At 57.9% G+C, this 18,412-nt stretch carries 17 protein-coding genes; 9 read left to right on the top strand and 8 right to left on the bottom strand.

Features of this window, described 5'->3' with window-relative positions; all coding sequences use genetic code 11:
• The 5 genes from ACP7B1_RS24240 to ACP7B1_RS24220 all read left to right on the top strand — a co-directional run.
• Positions 1–793 (top strand): HAD hydrolase-like protein (locus ACP7B1_RS24240; RefSeq protein ID WP_426137391.1); only part of this gene is annotated, 793 nt, incomplete at its 5' end.
• A 335-nt stretch (positions 794–1,128) separates the two neighbouring features.
• Positions 1,129–1,731 (top strand): hypothetical protein, encoded by a 603-nt coding sequence (locus ACP7B1_RS24235; protein ID WP_346306615.1) that lies wholly within the window; start codon positions 1,129–1,131, stop codon positions 1,729–1,731.
• 1 nt (position 1,732) lies between these two features.
• Entirely contained in the window at positions 1,733–2,395 is a 663-nt protein-coding gene (locus ACP7B1_RS24230; RefSeq protein WP_403181537.1) for an ABC transporter ATP-binding protein, read from the top strand.
• Positions 2,388–3,074, top strand: coding sequence for an ABC transporter ATP-binding protein (locus ACP7B1_RS24225; protein WP_346306617.1), 687 nt, complete (start codon positions 2,388–2,390; stop codon positions 3,072–3,074). Before ACP7B1_RS24230 ends, ACP7B1_RS24225 begins: the two co-directional genes overlap by 8 nt.
• A gap of 1 nt (position 3,075) precedes the next feature.
• Entirely contained in the window at positions 3,076–5,730 is a 2,655-nt protein-coding gene (locus tag ACP7B1_RS24220; RefSeq protein WP_426137390.1) for an FtsX-like permease family protein, read from the top strand.
• A gap of 222 nt (positions 5,731–5,952) precedes the next feature.
• On the opposite strand, the gene ACP7B1_RS24215 is transcribed toward ACP7B1_RS24220, so the two are convergent.
• Entirely contained in the window at positions 5,953–6,366 is a 414-nt protein-coding gene (locus ACP7B1_RS24215; RefSeq protein ID WP_426137389.1) for a hypothetical protein, read from the bottom strand.
• A 510-nt stretch (positions 6,367–6,876) separates the two neighbouring features.
• On the opposite strand from ACP7B1_RS24215, the gene repA reads away from it, so the two are divergent.
• The 3 genes from repA (at position 6,877) to repC (ending at position 10,791) form a co-directional block, all read left to right on the top strand.
• The gene (gene repA, locus ACP7B1_RS24210) at positions 6,877–8,160 is read left to right on the top strand and encodes a plasmid partitioning protein RepA (protein WP_403181546.1); all 1,284 of its coding nucleotides are present in this window, start codon (positions 6,877–6,879) and stop codon (positions 8,158–8,160) included.
• Between the two features lie 9 nt (positions 8,161–8,169).
• Complete coding sequence (gene repB, locus ACP7B1_RS24205) at positions 8,170–9,237, top strand: plasmid partitioning protein RepB (RefSeq protein WP_346306456.1); 1,068 nt, start codon at positions 8,170–8,172, stop codon at positions 9,235–9,237.
• A gap of 207 nt (positions 9,238–9,444) precedes the next feature.
• Positions 9,445–10,791, top strand: coding sequence for a plasmid replication protein RepC (repC, locus tag ACP7B1_RS24200; RefSeq protein ID WP_426137388.1), 1,347 nt, complete (start codon positions 9,445–9,447; stop codon positions 10,789–10,791).
• Between the two features lie 60 nt (positions 10,792–10,851).
• Here the strand turns inward: repC and ACP7B1_RS24195 are convergent, their stop codons facing one another.
• Genes ACP7B1_RS24195 through ACP7B1_RS24165 form a run of 7 tightly spaced genes read right to left on the bottom strand, consistent with a single transcriptional unit; the run spans position 10,852 to position 16,166 of the window.
• On the bottom strand, positions 10,852–11,637 hold the full coding sequence (locus ACP7B1_RS24195; RefSeq protein ID WP_288193249.1) for a transporter substrate-binding domain-containing protein: 786 nt from the start codon (positions 11,635–11,637) through the stop codon (positions 10,852–10,854).
• A gap of 49 nt (positions 11,638–11,686) precedes the next feature.
• The gene (locus ACP7B1_RS24190) at positions 11,687–12,415 is read right to left on the bottom strand and encodes an amino acid ABC transporter ATP-binding protein (RefSeq protein ID WP_403181556.1); all 729 of its coding nucleotides are present in this window, start codon (positions 12,413–12,415) and stop codon (positions 11,687–11,689) included.
• Positions 12,399–13,052, bottom strand: coding sequence for an amino acid ABC transporter permease (locus ACP7B1_RS24185; RefSeq protein WP_105733670.1), 654 nt, complete (start codon positions 13,050–13,052; stop codon positions 12,399–12,401). The genes ACP7B1_RS24190 and ACP7B1_RS24185 overlap by 17 nt, the downstream gene beginning before the upstream one ends.
• Positions 13,053–13,062: 10 nt before the next feature.
• Positions 13,063–13,746, bottom strand: coding sequence for an amino acid ABC transporter permease (locus tag ACP7B1_RS24180; RefSeq protein ID WP_346305019.1), 684 nt, complete (start codon positions 13,744–13,746; stop codon positions 13,063–13,065).
• 15 nt (positions 13,747–13,761) lie between these two features.
• Positions 13,762–14,517 (bottom strand): 2-dehydro-3-deoxy-D-gluconate 5-dehydrogenase KduD, encoded by a 756-nt coding sequence (gene kduD / locus ACP7B1_RS24175; protein ID WP_346305020.1) that lies wholly within the window; start codon positions 14,515–14,517, stop codon positions 13,762–13,764.
• Between the two features lie 5 nt (positions 14,518–14,522).
• Entirely contained in the window at positions 14,523–15,359 is an 837-nt protein-coding gene (kduI, locus tag ACP7B1_RS24170; RefSeq protein WP_346305021.1) for a 5-dehydro-4-deoxy-D-glucuronate isomerase, read from the bottom strand.
• Between the two features lie 42 nt (positions 15,360–15,401).
• Positions 15,402–16,166 (bottom strand): GntR family transcriptional regulator, encoded by a 765-nt coding sequence (locus tag ACP7B1_RS24165; protein WP_346305022.1) that lies wholly within the window; start codon positions 16,164–16,166, stop codon positions 15,402–15,404.
• 448 nt (positions 16,167–16,614) lie between these two features.
• Here ACP7B1_RS24165 and ACP7B1_RS24160 point away from each other — a divergent pair, with 448 nt between their 5' ends.
• Positions 16,615–18,411 carry an acetolactate synthase 3 large subunit gene (locus tag ACP7B1_RS24160; protein ID WP_346305023.1) on the top strand — a complete coding sequence of 599 codons (1,797 nt, stop codon included), beginning with the start codon at positions 16,615–16,617 and terminating at the stop codon, positions 18,409–18,411.
• Position 18,412 lies beyond the last annotated feature (1 nt).

Raw genomic sequence — 18,412 nt, 5'->3', positions numbered from 1 at the left:
CTGCCATATTTTGAAATCTGGGACCGCTGTTGCTGCCAAGCGGATCGGAATTGGGGGTGACGATCGGGGTCCGTTGCAGATACAAGAAGACAAAGCGAGGGGAAATCCAATCCAAATGCCGAATTCTGATCTTTCCGTTCTTCTGGACCTCGACGGTACACTGATCGACTCTCAACCCGGCATTGTGTCCAGCTGTCGTGCCGCCCTGCGTGCACTCGGACACGAGCCGCCCGAGGTTATGGATATTCAATTGTTGATCGGACCTCCTATCGAGGAGGTGATGCGCTATCTGCTCAAACCCTACGGCGACGGTCGCATCTCTGATGCGGTCGATGCCTATCGCAGCGACTACAGCGCTCGGGGACTTCTGATGAGCACGCTTTATGATGGGATTCCATCCGCACTGAATTCCCTTCGCAATGAGGGAATGAACCTGTTTCTGGCGACGTCAAAGCGCGTCTTCTTCGCCCGAAGAATTCTGGAAAATCTTGAACAGAGCGACCTGTTCGCCGGAATTTACGGTTCGGAACCCGGTGTTGTGACAGACCACAAGCCGGAGTTGATCGCGCATATTCTGGTAGAGAACCAGTTGAACCCGGACAAATGCGTGATGGTGGGCGATCGGAAATTCGATGTTTCCGGGGCGCATGCGAACAATATGAAAGCGATTGGCGTAACCTGGGGTTATGGCAGCCGGGAGGAACTCGACTTGGCAGGTGCCGATATGCTGATCAATGGCCCAGCAGATCTCAAGAATGCGATATTGAACTTACTGCGAGCAACGGCCGCCTGAAAACCCTTCAACAAAGCGGTGTTTCCTTCCGTCAGCGGTTAGTGGGTGTAATCGCGCTCTTTGCAATCTCAATTTGGGATTCGCGAAGTCGGAATTCTCTATGATGATATTGGCGGACGACCTTACATCAGTTCTTTTCCCGTAAATCTCAAAAGCGCCCGGATATCGCTCTTCGAATACAATTCCCGCCTGATCGGGACCGCCGAGAAGAGCGCTGTCCCAGCTGTGCGTATGGGCGATCGCCTTACCGAACCGTATGGTAGCGGCGAAGCGGTCGTAAAGTTGAATGTTTATGGTCTTCGATGGCGCATGGTGGCGCGCACGAAGGAATGACCATGAACAAATATCTCGAAAAACACCCCGCGGTCACGATCGCCTTGGTGCTCGGAGCTGCTGTCACATCATCTTTCTTAACATTGCCGGCAGCGTATTCCGCATCGATACCTCAGGTTGAGGATTCTGCGACGGAAAAGAATACGCCCGGAGACATCCCCGATAGCCAAGTCTTTACCGAGTATCGCTCCGCTCTCGGCTTTACTTTGAAAGTTCCCGAAGGATGGGCAAGGAAGGACGGACCGGACGGCGTCAGCTTTACCGACAAATTGGACGGCGTGGTGGTTATGGTTTCCGCCGCCGCTTCGCCGCCCTCGGTAGAATCCGTAAAGCGAGACTATGTTCCCAAAATGGAGGCCGCTGGAAAAGCGGTCAAGGTCGCTGGCGTTCGCGCCGTAAAGGTATCAGGTGGCAATGCCATCCTGATTTCATACACTTCAGATTCCGAGCCAAACGCCGTCACGAACAAACAGGTTCGGCTTGAGAACAGACGCTACCTTTACTTCAGGAATGGAAAGCTTGCCGCGCTCGATCTGTATGCACCATTTGGAGCGGACAATGCAGATCAATGGCGCATGATGTCCCAATCGTTTCGCTGGCAATGACATGCCGCTCGTCGAAGCCCATGAATTGTACCGATTTTACCACAATGGGGATGATGAAACGGCGGCGCTGCGTGGCGTCAGCCTTCAGGTTGGGCATGGCGAGATTGTTGCGATTACCGGACCGTCGGGCAGCGGTAAATCGACCTTGCTGTCATGCCTGACAGGCCTTGAAGAACCGGATGGCGGTTACGTCATCATTGCCGGTGAGAGGATCACGCGGCGCTCCGAAGCATTTCGAGCGTCCGTAAGGGCGACGCGTTTGGGCATTTTGCAACAGGTGCCGAACCTTCTTGCGCACCTTACCGTGACCGAAAACATCGAACTTCAGATGCAGCTGGCTGGCATGGCAAACATGAACAGCATCGAAATGCTGCTTTCGACTGTCGATCTGCGGCATCGTGCCTATGGTTATCCGAATGAGCTGTCCGGGGGGGAGGCGGCTCGCGCAGGGTTGGCTGTAGCGCTTGCGGCAGACCCGGTGCTGCTTGTCGCCGACGAGCCCACAGCTGAAGTTGACAGAAGAACTGAATCGCAGCTGATCGAGCATTTCAAAAAGCGGCGACAGGCCGGCAAGTCGACGCTCGTTGCGACCCATAGCGATGCGATGTCCGGTATCGCGGATCGTGTTTTCAGATTGAGGGACGGGAAGGTGGTCCATGACTGAATGTCTGGTCGATGCAAAAGATGTTGCAAGGGACTTTCCGGACGGAACATCCGGCGTGAGCACGGTCCTGCAGCCGTCATCGTGCAAGATCATATCCGGGGATCGGATTGCGCTTACCGGCCCCTCCGGAAGTGGCAAGTCTACGCTTCTCTATCTGCTGGGCGGCCTTGACCGGCCCACCCGAGGGATTGTGGTCTGGCCGGCGCTCGGTGCCGGAGATACCCTGCGGCCTGAGAAAATTACCTATGTTTTTCAATCACAAAGTTTGTTTCCCGCTCTGACGGTTCTTGAAAATGTAGCCTTGCCGCTGATCGTTTCAGGCGGGCAGGGCTTGCCTGATCAACGTGCGATGGCCTTGCTCACTGAATTCCAGCTCGATGGGTTGGCGGGGAAGCTTCCGGAAGAGTTGTCGGGCGGGCAGGCCCAACGTGTCGCTTTGGCAAGAGCTCTTGTAACGCAACCGCGATTGATCCTTGCGGACGAGCCGACCGGCCAGCTTGACGTGGCAACGGCCAGGACATTGATCGACGTGCTTCTCAGACAGATCGATGGCACGTCAACTGCGCTTATTATCGCGACGCACGATCTGAGGGTCGCCGAGCGCATGGAGAAACAATGGTCGATGCGACACGGCACGCTGACCACCGACAATCCATCTCTTGCCGAATTGGTGCCGTGAAATGATGGGTCTTTGGGTATACGGTCTTGTCACGCGCCGCCCCATGCAGCTTTTGGGAACCGCTGCAGGCATTGCAGGGACAGTCGGCTTGATCGCGTGTCTCGGCCTCTTTCTTTCCTCCAGCGCCCAAACGATGACCAGGAGAGCGATTGCAGGCGTGCCGATTGACTGGCAGGTCGAAGTTCTGGCTACAGCCGATAAAGCAGAGATAAAGAAAGCGATTGCTGAATCCGCAAGGGTTGCGGCTATGGGGGAGGCGCATTTTGCAGGCGTGACCGGCCTGGAAGCCACGACTGACGGAACCACCCAAACCACCGGGCCGGGACAGGTGCTCGCATTTGACGCCGCCTATCTCCAAAGCTTCCCTGCCGAAATCCGCTCATTGTCAGCGCCAAACGGCGGTACGATGATAACCCAGCAGACAGCATCAAATCTCCACGTTAAGCCAGGTGATATTGTTACGATCCATCGTGTCGGTTTGTCGCCCGCGACGCTAAAAATCGACCGTATTGTCGATTTGCCCGACGCGGATTCACTTTTCCAATCGATAGGTTTGCCTCCCCAATCGGCCCCACAGGCACCTCCCGACAATGTCTTGATACTTCCCTTGAACATTTGGAAAGACATTTTCAGACAACAGGAAGAAGCTTCTCCCGGTAGCATCAAGTTGCAGTTCCATGCGAAGCTTTCGCGCGCAGAGTTACCTGCAAACCCTGATGCCGCCTATGCTTATGTCACTGGTGCTGGCCGTCATCTTGAAGCCCGGGTCGCGGGCTCGGCGCTGCTCGCCAACAATCTTGGAGCACGGCTGGATGCGGTGCGAGGCGATGCCCTCTATGCCCGCGTTTTGTTTCTGTTTCTTGGAGTGCCGGGAATACTGCTTTCGGTGATGCTGACTTTTGCCATTGCCGCTTCAGGTGCCGGCCGCAGAAAACTTGAACAAGCTCAAATGCGCGTTCGCGGGGCATCAATGCGTCAAATCCTTTGGTTGACGGCGATGGAGGCGTTTGTTGTTGGTCCGTTGGGTGTCATCGGTGGAGTGATCCTGGCATTCATATTGGCCAGAACGTTCTTGGGAAATGTACCGCTGAATTTATCGCACCTGTTTCTGTTCGTGGCTCTGGCGGCTTTTGGCATGCTGCTATCCCTGGCAGCGGTCATTCTCCCCGCCTGGAATGCGGCGCGGCTTCGAACCGTTCAGCTTGCCCGAAAAGCAGTCGAACCCGCTGCGGTACCGCTTTGGCAGCAATTCTATGCAGATATCGTACTGATCTTGTCGGCGGCAGCTATTTTTTGGCATTCGGCGGCACATGGCTACCAGGTCGTTCTGGCAACGGAAGGCGTTGCAGCGACTGCCGTCGACTATACGGCATTCGCTGCTCCGATCCTGTTCTGGCTAGGATCTGCGCTTTTCTGTGTCCGCATCTGTGGTTTCATCATTCGTGGGAATGGCGCGATATTGCGCGCGATGGTCATGCCTGTGAGCGGGTCGATGACGAAGGTTGTATCGTCCTCGCTATCACGACAAGCCGGTCGATTGACGCTCGCAATTGCCATGGTCACGATGGCGGTGTCGTTTGCAACCTCCACGGCGGTTTTCAATCGCACGTTCAACGATCAGGCGCATGTGGATGCCGAACTGACGAACGGCTCCGACGTCACCGTTTTTGGTACGACATTGCAACCTGCGGGGAGCCAATTGGCGCAATTGGAATCCATTCCAGGCGTCACGGTAGCGCGTCCCATGCAGCATCGCTTCGCCTATGTCGGCACGGATTTGCAGGATTTATATGGAATCGATCCCGCACGCATTCAGGCTGCAACGAAACTGTCCGACGCCTTTTTCTCTACGGGAACTGCCGCCGACAATCTGGCGAGGCTCCTGAAAACGCCAGACGGGGTTCTCGTGTCGGAGGAAACGGTAAGGGATTTTCAGCTCAAAGCGGGTGACACGATAAACCTGCGCCTGCAAACCGCGGCCGACCATCAGTATCATGCCTACCCGTTTAAATTCATCGGTGTCGTAAGGGAGTTTCCCACTGCGCCGAAAGATTCGTTTTTGGTCGCAAACATGGACTATGTTGCAAAAATTACCGGCGACGCGACGGCTGAATATGTGCTGCTGCGTACAAGCATCGATCCGGCAGCGGTCGCGCGCGCGGCCAGCGTATCACTGGGCTCGTTCCCGTCGTTGAAAATCGTGGATATTGGCTCGGTCAGCCGTTTGATTGGCTCCAGCCTTACCGCAGTCGATCTTCGCGGCTTGACCTCGATTGAACTGGTGTTCGCGCTCATCATGGCGATTGTCTCGGCTGGGCTCATGCTTGCCCTCGGTTTTATTGACCGAAGTCGCGACTATGCCATTCTCAACGCAATCGGGGTCAAGCCAGCCCAGCTAGCGGCATTCTTGTGGAGCGAGGCCGCCATCATTCTGCTTGGAGGTTTGACGTTCGGTCTTGTTACGGGCGTGATAACGGCTGGTATTCTCATCAGGATGCTGACGGGTGTTTTTGATCCGCCGCCAGAAACCATGTCGGTGCCGTGGCTTTACCTGCTCGCAGTCGGTGCCACCACAATCGCCTCGGTCATTCTTGCCGTGGCGTTTACCGAACGCCGCCGCAGACAGGCATCTCAAGCGTTCTGGCGACAAATATAAGCTATTCGTGTGCAGTTTCAGATGAGGTTGAGCTTGCTGGGCAGGATGAGAACAAGCCCAACTCGGGACCTCAATCGTAATAATGCACACTGTCTTCAATGGGCTGGACCAGCATGGCTTGCCCGCATTGAAAGTAAATCCGAAACGCATTCTTCTCGCGCCGCAGTCGATGGCGGGCGGCGACGCCCTACTCATGGAGTAGGGCCACCTGGCGTGCGCCGGTCACTTTACGGAAAAGTCGACCGCTTCCTTCATCGTGCCGTCAACGGCGATCTGCACCTGATAGGTGCCGACAGGCCAGCCAGCGTCCGGCTTGGAAAGCGAGGCGTCGATATGGTTTTCGATCTTGCCGATTTCGAAGCTGGCCTCGTCGATCTTGTAGTTCGCCGGCGCGACACCGCCCGAATCCACCGAAATCCAGCTCACGGTTAGCTTTGATCCCGAGGCCACCTCGTCGGTCAGGTCGGCGGAGAGGAAGATCTTGGCCGTATCCGGCGCAAATGTCGCCTGGGTCTCGTTCGCGTCCTTGCTTGCGGAGAGCACAATGTTTTCGAACCCTTCGGCCTGCGCGTGCACAGTGAACGCTCCAACCGCCACCAAGGCAGTTGCCCCCATTATCATCGACCGAATGCGCATGTTTTTCCCTTTGGACTGAAACCGCGGCCCGCGTCCGACTCATGTGGTACGTGCCCGTGACCGCCACAGTAGAATGCGGGGCCAGGGTTTGTCCATGGAGCCACGGCGGCACGATCTGCCTTTCGACGAAGTCCTCCATGTCCGTCGTCAGGTGTCAAACGGCTTCAAAAACGCCCCTGATCTACGCATAACGGTGCGCAATGCTGGTCTCACCCCTCTTGAAGTCTTGGGATCGACCAGAGTGGCCCGCATGGGGCTTAAGGACGCTGCCTTAATGGTTAATTTGCGTTAACTATAAAGTGCTTGACGCGACTCGGTTCTTTCAGCAGTTTACTTACGGTTTTAAGGGGTATCCTGCGATATAAGCGTTACACGTAAATCTGAATGTTAGTGCTGTTTTGCAGCGTTAAACCACCGGTCAGCGTTACCCTTTTTGGTATTTCTGTCGAATCGGCGCATCCTCATCCTGCGCTGATGCGATTCTATTGAACAGGCGCACAGGAACGATACGTGACTATGATGAATGCGGTACAGACAACTCAACCGGATGGCGCGCAATTGGCGGCTGTACCACAGCCATCCGCTGCCTTGACCGCAGACCGGGCCATCGCTGCCGACGCAGAAATGCTGTCGGCGCAGTTGCAGGCGATGCGCAACCGACTGTTTCCGCCGACCGCCCAGAAGGCTCTGCGCAAATTCACCAGCGGCGAGGCGGCAAAGCTCATCGGTGTTTCCGACGGCTATCTGCGCCAGCTTTCCATCGCCGGCGAGGGCCCCCAGCCGGAAACCGGTGCCAATGGACGCCGGCTTTACTCGCTCGCCGAGATCAATGCGCTGCGCCATCATCTCGCCGAAGCCGGCGGCCCGAAGGCCAGAACCTATCTGCCGCATCGCGATCCCTCGGCCAATGAGCATATGCAGGTGATTGCGGTCACCAATTTCAAGGGCGGTTCCGGCAAGACCACGACGAGCGCGCATCTGGCGCAGCATCTGGCCATGGCCGGGTTTCGCGTCCTTGCAGTCGATCTTGACCCTCAGGCATCGATGTCGGCGCTGTTCGGTTACCAGCCGGAACTCGATCTGACCGGCAATGATACGCTCTACGGGGCCATTCGCTATGACGGTGAACGGCGCCTGATGCGCGACATCATCCGCAAGACCTATTTTGACGGGCTCGATCTTATTCCCGGCAATCTCGAGCTGCAGGAATTTGAGCACACCACACCGCAGATGCTCGCCGACCGCCAGCATGGCGCGCAGCAGAGCATCGAACAGCAGCTGTTCTTTGCCCGCGTGCAGGCGGCGCTGGATACGATCTCGGATGATTACGACGTGGTCGTCATCGATTGCCCGCCGCAGCTCGGCTTTTTGACGCTGTCGGCGCTTTGCGCCGCGACGTCGGTTCTCGTCACGGTGCATCCGCAGATGCTCGATGTGGCATCCATGAGCCAGTTCCTGTTCATGACGGCGGATCTTCTGGCCGTCGTGCGCGAGGCGGGCGGCGAACTCAATTTCGATTTCATGCGCTATCTCATCACCCGCTTTGAGCCCAATGACGCGCCGCAGCAGCAGATTGCCGGCTTCCTGCGCTCGCTCTTTGGCGATCGCGTGCTGACATCGGCCGTGGTGAAATCGACGGCGTTTTCCGACGCTGGCCTGACCAAGCAGACGCTTTATGAAGTTTCACGCGACAGTTTCACCCGGGCAACCTATGACCGGGCCATTGAATCGCTGTCCTCCGTCAATGCTGAAATCCAGGGCCTGATTTTCAAGGCCTGGAACCGGCCTGTGTGAGGCAAGCAAATGACTGACAAGAACCGCAGGGATCAACTCAAAGCGCTTTTCGGAACGGTGGATACGGCTCCCCAGCCGGAGCCGACGCCGCTCAATGCGGCTCCGATGGACAACACTCCTCCTTCTGAGCAACCGAAGCAGCGCACGGCGTCCGGTGCCATCAAGGCTATGGGCCTTTCGCTCGGCGGTATCTCGCGTGAGCTGGAGGATGCCCGCAAGATTAGAGAAAGTCTCGAGGGAGCGGAACGGGTCATCGAGATTGATCCCCAGCTTATTGAGTATTCTTTTGTCGAAGACCGGCTGAGCCACGATTTCGGCCTTGACGAGACGTTCAGGGAACTGGTCGAGAGCATCAAGCTGAATGGCCAGCAGGTTCCCATTCTCGTCCGGCCGCATCCGGAGCGGAAGGGGTACTACCAGACAGCCTACGGCCATCGCCGTCTGCGGGCGGCGGCGGAACTCAAGCTGCCGGTGCAGGCGATCGTCCGTGAGCTGAGCGATGCCCAGCTTGTGGTGGCGCAGGGCAAGGAAAATGCCGAACGGCGCGATCTCTCCTTTATCGAACGGGCTTTCTTTGCCCGCAACCTGATTGACCGCGGTTTCAGCCGGTCGGTGGTGCAGGATGCCCTGGCTTTGCACAAAGCCGAGATGACCCGCTACCTCCAGGTTGTGGATGCCATTCCGAAGCCCATTCTGCAGGCCATTGGCCCCGCACCCAAAATCGGCCGGCCGCGCTGGGTCAAACTGGCTGATCTGTTGAAGAAGCCGGATGGCCGAACGGCAGCGCAGGCGATTGTGCAGCAGGACCATTTCAAGCTGCAGGGCAGTGACGGCCGCTTTGAAGCGGTGTTCGAGCGGCTGCTGGAGCTCAACAGGCCAGCTGCGGCAGCCAAAGCCGATCCTGCAGCCGCAAGGCATATACACGACGGCAATGGTGATTTCATCGCCCAGCTTCTGAACAGCAGAAAGGAGCGGTCGATCAGTTTTGCCGACACGGTTCCCGAGGGGTTCGTGGAGTTTGTGGCTGGCGAGTTAAACGGGCTTTTGCAGCGCTACAGGAGCGAGCAAAAAGCCTGAGACAGGCGTTATTCTGGTTTTGTGTAAGCGTTGAACGGAAAGAACAAAGAGAAGGAACAACGGCAAGAAAAAAGGCCCCCAGAACGTTACCGCTCCGGAAGCCCTCTTCAATGTAGCAATTTTAGAGAATCACTTCCTACCTGACTTGTCAAGCGTTGGACGCGTTCCGGCAACACCTTTCCCTTGCCTCAATTTGAGGTAGAGAAAATGACTGATCGTTTTGCAACGACGCCGTTTGGCGGGCGATCGCTGTCGCATGCCATGTTCGCGGTGCAGGAAAAGACAGCCCGCGCCCGTGAAAAGCTGGCCGGCAGCGATGCCAATCACCCGGAAAAATGGGCGCTGCTGCGGGAATTGACGCAGGCGCGCGCGGCTTTCTTCCTGTCGGATCGCACCATTGCCGTGCTGGAAGCGCTTTTGAGCTTCTATCCCGAGACTTTGCTCGACGGTAGCGCACCGCTGGTGGTGTTTCCGTCCAATGCGGAGCTATCCATGCGCACGCGTGGCATGTCGTCCGCGACCATTCGTCGGCATCTTGCCGCGCTGGTGGAAGCGGGATTGATCATCCGTCGCGACAGCCCGAACGGCAAACGCTATGCCCGGCGCGGGGAAGGCGGGGAAATCGAGCATGCATTTGGCTTTGATTTGTCACCGCTCGCGCTCCGCGTTGATGAAATCAGGGAACATGCGGCCGCGGCACGGGACATGGAGCGCGCCATTCATCGCATCCGCAGCGAGATCACCATCCATCTGCGCGATGTCTCCAAGACCATTGACGCCGGACTGAGCGAGGAACGTCCAGGCGCGTGGGAAGCCTATGCGGATGAACTGGCAGCCCTTTCGGGGCGCGTCAGCAGGCATCTGCCATTGGAGACCATGAAAGCAAGGCGGGACGCGCTTGCTGATCTGCGCAGCAAGGTCGAAAAAGCCTATCTCGACACACTTTCAAACGAAGAAATGAGCGGCACTGACTCTTCTTCTGAGCACCATATTCAGAATTCAAATATAGACCACCATTTTGAAAGGGCTTCCGAAAAAAGCCAGAAACGAACGGCAGCGCCTGAAACGGCAGGTAACGGGGATGCTAAAACGGAAGAAGACCGCAAGGCGGAAGCCGGGCGCAGCCAGGCAATGTCAAAAATGCGCCAGCGGTTGCTGGACGCCAAACTGAAACGGGCGCAGCACAGCGATACCCGGCCGGGGGATTTGGCCGCCGGGCCGGTGAAGACCGCGGCGCTGCCGTTGGGCGCCGTCCTGGAAGCCTGCCCGCAAATCCGGGATTATGCCCGCAATGACATCGGGGATTGGCGTGATCTGATGCAGACCGCCGGTCTCGTCCGCTCCATGCTCGGTATTTCGCCGGATGCCTGGGAGAGGGCGCGTGAAACCATGGGGGATATCAATGCTTCCATCACGATTGCCGCAATATTGGAGCGGGCTGGCGAAATTCGCTCACCCGGCGGATATCTGCGCGCGCTGACCGACAGGGCTGAAATTGGCCAGTATTCGGTCATTCCGGTGATCAAGGCGCTCAATGGTGAGGGGAGGGCATAGGTGCGAACGGCGAAAAGGGGCGCGCAAGCACCCCTGATCCAGCATTTTTTGCGCCTCAGATCAACGAGAGGTGAGATCGTCAGGCAAATCGCGGTTGTGGAACTCCTTGAAAACAGTCCGCAGCGTTCCATTGGCGAAATTGGTCTTTACCCAGTTGTTGAGCCAATCCTGCAACGGTTTTTCGCCCTTCGGCAGAGCGATACCCAGATTGGTTTCCTTCTGGGTGAATTTGAGTTCAAGCGGATTGCTGGTGCGTTTCTTGTTCAGGCCGCCCAGCACAGCCGACTGGCTGGAGATGATGTCGACCTGACCCGACACGGCTGCCGTGATCAGGGTCGCATCGTCTTCGAAACGTACGATTTGCGCACCGGGCGCATTCTGGGTGATGTCCATGTCATTCGTCGTGGCGCGGGTAACACCGATGCGCTTGCCGGCGAGATCGGCATAATTCTTGATCTCGACATTCTTGGGCGCGGCGACAATCAGGCTGAGCGTGGCATAGGGAACGGAATAGTCGATGGCCTTCTTGCGCTCCTCGGTAATGCCGAGTGCGGAGACGACCATATCCGCCTTTCCGGTCTGGACGGTCGGTACACGGGCGGCATTGGTAATCTCGACCAGATCCAGTTTGACGCCGAGGTCCTTGGCAATGAGCCGGGCGGTCTCGACATCGGAGCCTGTCGCTTTCAGATCGCTGTCGACATAGGAATATTCCGGGCTGCCCATGGCGACCGCAATGCGCACCTTTCCGGATTTCTTGATATTTTCCAGCACATCGGCTTGCGCGACCGTTGCGGCTATCATGAGCGCCGCTGCGGCGGCCGCCACTTTCATCATCGTTTTCATGTTCTCTCTCCCAGTTGATTCAGTCACACCGGTTTTGACCGGATTGCAGTCACAGGCCGTTTGCCAGAAAATCCTTCAATTCCTGGGTTTCCGGCCGTACGAGCATGTCACCGGTACCGGTCTCCCAGACCCGGCCGGTATTCATGTAGATGACGCGGTTGGCGACCTTGCGGGCAAAGGCCATTTCATGGGTGACGACGATCATGGTCATTCCACCCTTGGCCAGATCTTCCATGACGCGCAGAACTTCGCCCGTCAGTTGCGGATCGAGCGCCGAGGTCACCTCGTCGAACAGCATCACTTTGGGCTGCATGGCGAGCGAGCGCGCAATCGCCACGCGTTGCTGCTGGCCGCCGGACAATTGTTCGGGATAGGCTTCGATTTTCTCGATCAGTCCAACCTTGGCGAGAACGGATTTTGCCGTCTCGAACGCCTCGGCGCGGCCGATGTTCTTGACGCGGCGCAGCGCGAGCATGATGTTTTCCGCCACGTTCATGTGCGGAAACAGATTGTAGCTCTGAAACACCATACCCACGTCCTGGCGCAAGGTCCGGATATTGAGCTCCGGCGATTCCACGCGGTGCCCGCAGACTTCAATGCTCCCGCCCTGGATGGATTCAAGCCGGTTGATACAGCGTAGCGCTGTGCTCTTGCCCGAGCCGGATTGACCGATGAGCGCCACCACTTCTCCCGGTGCCACATCGAAGGATACGCCTTTCAGGACTTCGACGGAGCCGAAACGCTTGATCACTTCATGGAGTTTAACGGCGGCCGACATTCAGTTTCCTCTCGAGAGAACGGCTCCAGACCGACAGCGGATAGCAGACGCAGAAGTAGAAGGCGGCGGCGATGCCAAAGATGAGAAAGGGCTGGAAAAGCGAATTGTTGATGACTTGCGCGGCACGGGTCAGCTCGACAAAGCCGACAACCGAGGCAAGCGAGGTATTCTTGACGAGCTGCACCATGAAACCCACGGTTGGCGGGGTGGCGATGCGCATGGCCTGCGGCAGGATGACGTCCACAAGCACCTGCCACCGGGTCAGGGCGAGACATTCGGCGGCTTCAAACTGGGTGCGTGGTACGGATTCGACGCATCCGCGCCAGATTTCGCCGAGATAGGCGCTGGAATAGATCATCATGCCGACACCGGCAGCCATCAGCGGCGGCAATTCAATGCCAATGACGCCGAGGCCGAAATAGATGACGAACATCAGGATGAGAAGCGGCGTTCCCTGAATGATCTGGACATAAACGAGGGACAGCCGTCGCAGCCAGCGCATCGTCGAGGTGCGTGCGAGCATGACAAAGAACCCCGCGACGCCGCCAAGCGCAAAAGCCAGTGCGGAAAGGACCACAGTCCAGACGAGCCCGTGCAGCAGGTAAACGAGATGATTTATGGTGAAACCGTCGGTCATGGCAGCGTCCTCACAGGGGTGTTCCCAGCTTGCGGCGGCGCGGAAAGATCGCGAGTGCTATCGCGTGAAATCCGAAGCGCAGCAGATAGGTGATGACGAGATAGATCGCGGCGATGACGATGTAGGTCTCGAATGAGCGGAAGGTGTAGGACTGGATATTGTTGGCGACACCCGTCAGATCCTCCGCCGATATCTGTGACGTGATCGACGTTGACAGCATCATCAGGATGAACTGGCTGGTCAGGGCGGGATAGACGCGTTCAATCGACGGCATGAGGATGATGTCGCGATAAATCTGGAATCGGGAGAGCCCAAGCGCTTCGGCTGCTTCGATCTGGCCGGGGTGTACGGCCTCCATGCCTGCCCGCACGATTTCGGCGGTATAGGCTCCGACATTGATCACCATGGCGAAAACCGAGGCGAAAAACACCGGCATGGTCAGGCCGATCGACGACAATCCGAAGAAAATAAAGAATATCTGGACGATGAACGGCGTGTTGCGGACGATCTCGATGTAAATACCGACGGCGAGACGCAACCAGGGATAGGCGCTGCGCCGCGCGATGGCGCAGAGAACCCCGATGACGAGCCCGATGGCCACCGCAACAACCGTCATCTCGATTGTCGTTACCGCGCCCTGAAGAAAGCTTTGCCAGTAGGGGAGGAGCGCTTCGAAATCGAACTGGTAATTCATGGCACTCTTCCCGCTCTATCGTGCCAGCCAGCCGCCATCGACGGGCAGCACGGTTCCATGGACGTAATCGGAGGCACGGGAAGCCAAAAACACCGCCGCACCGCCGATATCCGAGGGATTGCCCCAGCGGCCGGCCGGGATTCTGGCCAGAATCTGGGCGCTGCGGTCCTGATCGTCCCGGAGCGCCGTCGTATTGTTGGTGACGAAATAGCCGGGGGCGATGGCATTGACGTTGACGCCCTTCGCGGCCCATTCGCATGCCAGGAGCCTGGTGATTCCGGCCAGCCCGCTCTTGGAAGCGGTGTAGGAGGGGATGCGAATGCCGCCCTGAAACGACAGAAGCGATGCAATATTGATGATCTTGCCCTGTCCGGCGGCAATCATGTGCCGGCCAGCGGCCTGGGCGAGGAAGAAAGCCGATTTGAGATTGGTGTCCATGACCGCATCCCAATCGGCTTCTGTGAAGTCGACGGCGTCATTGCGGCGGATGATACCGGCGTTGTTGACGAGGATATCCAACCGCCCGAAGGCTTTTTGTGTTTCCTCGACAATGGAGGCGACCGGCGCGATGGTGCCGAGATCGGCTCGTATTTCATGGAAACCTGCGCCTGCTTTTTCAACGAAGGAACGGGTTTCGTCCATGGACGAGCGGCCAACCGCGGCGATGGATGCACCCGCCTCGGCAAGCGCGACCGCGATGCCCTGGCCAATGCCGGTATTGGCGCCGGTAACGATGGCAATTTTGCCGGAAAGATCAAAAAGCTGTGTCACCGATGTCACCGCAGCGCACCGATGGGGATATGATCCATATCCGTGAAGCTCTTGTTGTCGCCGCCCATGGCCCAGATGAATGCGTAGTTGGAGGTGCCGACGCCGGAATGGATGGACCAGCCAGGCGAGATGATCGCCTGCTCATTGGCAACGACGAGATGGCGCGTTTCGGAAGGGTCACCCATCATGTGGAATACGCGCTGATCATTGGCGAGATCGAAATAGAGATAGGCTTCGGAGCGCCGGTCGTGGGTGTGCGCGGGCATGGTGTTCCACATATTGCCGGGATCAAGCTGCGTCAGGCCCATCACCAGCTGGCAGCTGTCGCAGACCTCGGGATGAATGTACTGGAATATCGTGCGTTTGTTTGAGGTCAGTTGGTCACCCAACTGGATATGCTTCGCCCGTTCCGGCCTGATGAGTGTGCTCGGATGGGCGGCGTGGGCCGGCGTCGAGAGCAGATAGAATTTTGCCGGGTTCGCCGGATCGGCGCTTTCAAACACCACGTCCGCCACGCCTTTGCCGATGTAGAGACAATCCCGCGGGTCGAGGGCATGAACGGCGCCATCCAATGTCACACGGCCGCTGCCGCCAATGTTGATGACACCCATTTCGCGCTGGGCAAGGAAAAATTCCTGGCCGATCGGCGTCGGTGCCGTCAATGTCAGCGGTTTGCTGGCGGGCAGGGCACCACCAATGACGAGACGGTCGACATGACTGTAGGTCAGTACGATTTCATCGGTTTCAAAAATGCTTTCAATCAGAAAGTGGCGGCGCAAATCGTCCGTGCCGTAGGCACGCACGGCGTCGGGGTGGGAAACCTGTCTGACTTCGATTTTCATGTCTTACCTTTGTGTGTTTTCTGTATTGCGCCCGTCCGCGCATCATTCGTCGTCGATGAAGTAACTGGGGTTGATATTGCGCATCTCCTTCACCTCGTTGAGCATTTGCCCGAGATGAAAGCCCATGGCTTCGACCGCATGCGCGGTGTCGTGCCGGCGGATACCGTCGAGAATGGCTTCGTGCTCGACAATGACGCGGGTCAGGCGGCCGCGTTGCGGCAGGGTCAGACGCCGGTAGCGGTCAATCTGCATCTTCACCTGCTGGATCACATTCCATATGCCAGGAAACCCAGCTATCGCATTGATCTGCAAATGAAAACTCGTATCGGCCTGATGGAAGAGCTCATTGTCTGGGACGGCTTCAGCCAGGGAGAGTTCGGTGATGCTGGCCTCAAGACGCTTGATATCGGCGGCGTCGGCCTGTTCGGCGGCAAGCCTTACGGTCGTCTCTTCCAGCGATTTGCGAATGAGAATGGCTTCGTAAAGCGCGCGGCGCGGAATGCGCGCCACGAATGTTCCCGATTGCGGAAAAATATCGATCAGGCCGTCATCGGCGAGCCGCAGGACAGCCTGATGGACGGGCGTGCGGCTGACACCGAAATGCGCCGCGATGTCCTTCTCGGAGACAGGCTCCATCGGTTTGCGGCGGAGGGAAATGATATCCTCGAGCAGTTCCTTGTAGATATGGGTTGCCGCACGCGGTGTCGCCGCGCGCTGTTGCACATAGGCGGTCTGCGAGGATGAAAGCGGATGCGTCCGGTCGCGCTTTCTGTCGGTGTCGTTGGTTTTTCTGTCGTCCGTAAGCATGCTGCCTGTCCTTTTGTCCTGCGGTCGTCGCCCGTCGCTTCTGGCAATTATCCCATTCGTATTGACGGATTTCCCCTGGCGTTTCGCAAGCCAAAATCTCAATTGAAATATAAATATTCTAATATTTCAGTTTTGACAAGCCGCTGAAAACTGGTTGTGCACAGGGCAGGCCCGCAGCGGTGGCATGCGCCCAGGCTCCAGTGCCCAGGCTGCATGTGCCTGCCAGCGGCGTTGACGGCCCGCCCATTACCGGTTAGTGAAATTGGTTATGAAAATTGCAATGGTTCTCGTGGTGGTGCGATCGCGCATGGGCAGGATGGTTTGACCATCCGGCGTTAAGCACCCATGCGCGGCAAACAGGCTCCTGACGGGGCCTTTTTTTACGCCCGAATTTCACCGGCAGCCCCGTCGAACCCGCCCTTTCCAACCATTGCAACAAGGAACTGCCATGACAGGCAAATACACCCATGAATCCGCGCGTGCGCCCATGACCGGGGCAGAGATCGTTCTCAAGGCACTGCGTGATAACGCGGTCGAACATATTTTCGGCTATCCGGGGGCAGCGGTGCTGCCCATCTATGACGAGATCTTCCAGCAAAGTGCGATCAGGCACATACTGGTGCGCCATGAGCAGGGCGCCGGTCATGCCGCGGAAGGTTATGCCCGTTCGACGGGCAGGGTTGGCGTCATGCTGGTCACATCGGGGCCGGGCGTGACCAATTCCGTCACGCCCCTGCAGGATGCCCTGATGGATTCCATTCCCATCGTGTGCCTGTCCGGGCAGGTGGCGACCACGCTGATCGGCTCCGATGCGTTCCAGGAATGCGACACTGTCGGCATCACGCGGCCATGCACGAAGCACAACTGGCTGGTCACCGACGTCAACGATCTGGCCGCCACCATCCACGAGGCCTTCCGCATCGCGCGGTCAGGGCGTCCCGGACCGGTGCTGGTGGATATGCCGAAGGATATCCTGCTTGCCAGCGGTTATTATACTGCCCGATCTGCGGTTGAGGAGAGGGAAAGCTATCGTCCGACGACAGCGGGTGATGATGCGCAGATACAGGCCGCAATCGCGCTTCTGGCGAAAGCCCGCAAGCCCGTCATTTATACGGGCGGCGGCGTGATTGGATCCGGACCGGCGGCATCAGTCTCGCTGCGTGCGTTTGCCGAGCTGACCGGCTTTCCCGTCACCTCGACGCTGATGGGGCTTGGCGCATATCCGGCATCGGGGCCGAATTGGCTGAAGATGCCCGGCTTGCACGGCTCCTACGAGGCCAATATGGCCATGCACGATTGTGATGTCATGCTGTGCATCGGTGCGCGTTTTGACGACCGGGTAACCGCGCGTATCGACGGTTTTTCGCCGAAATCGAAGAAAATCCACATCGATATCGATCCTGCGTCCCTCAACAAGATCGTCACTGCCGACATTGCTATTCGGGGCGATGTCGGCCGTGTTCTCAGCGAGATGCTGCGTCTCTGGCGGGCTCTGCCGGTTCAGCCGGATCAGCGGCGGCTGCGGGACTGGTGGCAGACGATCAATCGGTGGCGGGCCCGCGAATCCTTCTCCTATGCGATGGACCACGCAGCCATCATGCCGCAATACGCGCTCGAGCGTCTTCATGCGCTGACCAGAGATCGCGATACCTACATCACCACGGAAGTGGGGCAGCATCAGATGTGGGCGGCGCAGTTCTACGGCGTGGAGAGCCCCAACCGCTGGATGACATCGGGCGGGCTTGGCACGATGGGCTATGGCCTGCCGACGGCAATCGGCGTGCAGATCGCTCACCCCGAAAGTCTCGTGATCGATATTGCCGGGGACGCATCGATCCAGATGACCATGAAGGAGTTGTCGACGGCGATCCAGTACGACGCACCGGTCAAGGTATTCATTTTGAACAACGAGCATATGGGTCTGGTCCGGCAATCGCAGGAGATCTTGCACGGCAACCGTCTCGCGCACTCCTATTCGGCAGCCTTGCCCGATTTCGTGAAGGTGGCCGAAGCGTTTGGCGCCGTCGGCCTGCGCTGCGACACACCCGATGCGCTGGATGATGCGATCCAGGAAATGATCGACGTCAAACGGCCGGTGCTGCTTGATTGCCGGGTCGCCAGACTGGAAAATTGTTTCCCGATGATCCGGCCCGGCCGCGCCCACAATGACATGCTGTTGCCGGATGAGATCACCGGCGCGTCCTTCCGCGGGCCGGTCGATCCAGCCAGCCAGGGCTTGGTGTAGC

It is taken from the genome of Phyllobacterium sp. SL163 (assembly GCF_049896885.1).
In the GTDB taxonomy this organism is placed as follows: Bacteria; Pseudomonadota; Alphaproteobacteria; order Rhizobiales; family Rhizobiaceae; genus Phyllobacterium; species Phyllobacterium calauticae.
Note: the sequence above shows the minus strand (reverse complement) of the source record. Positions and strands in the feature narration are given on the sequence as shown.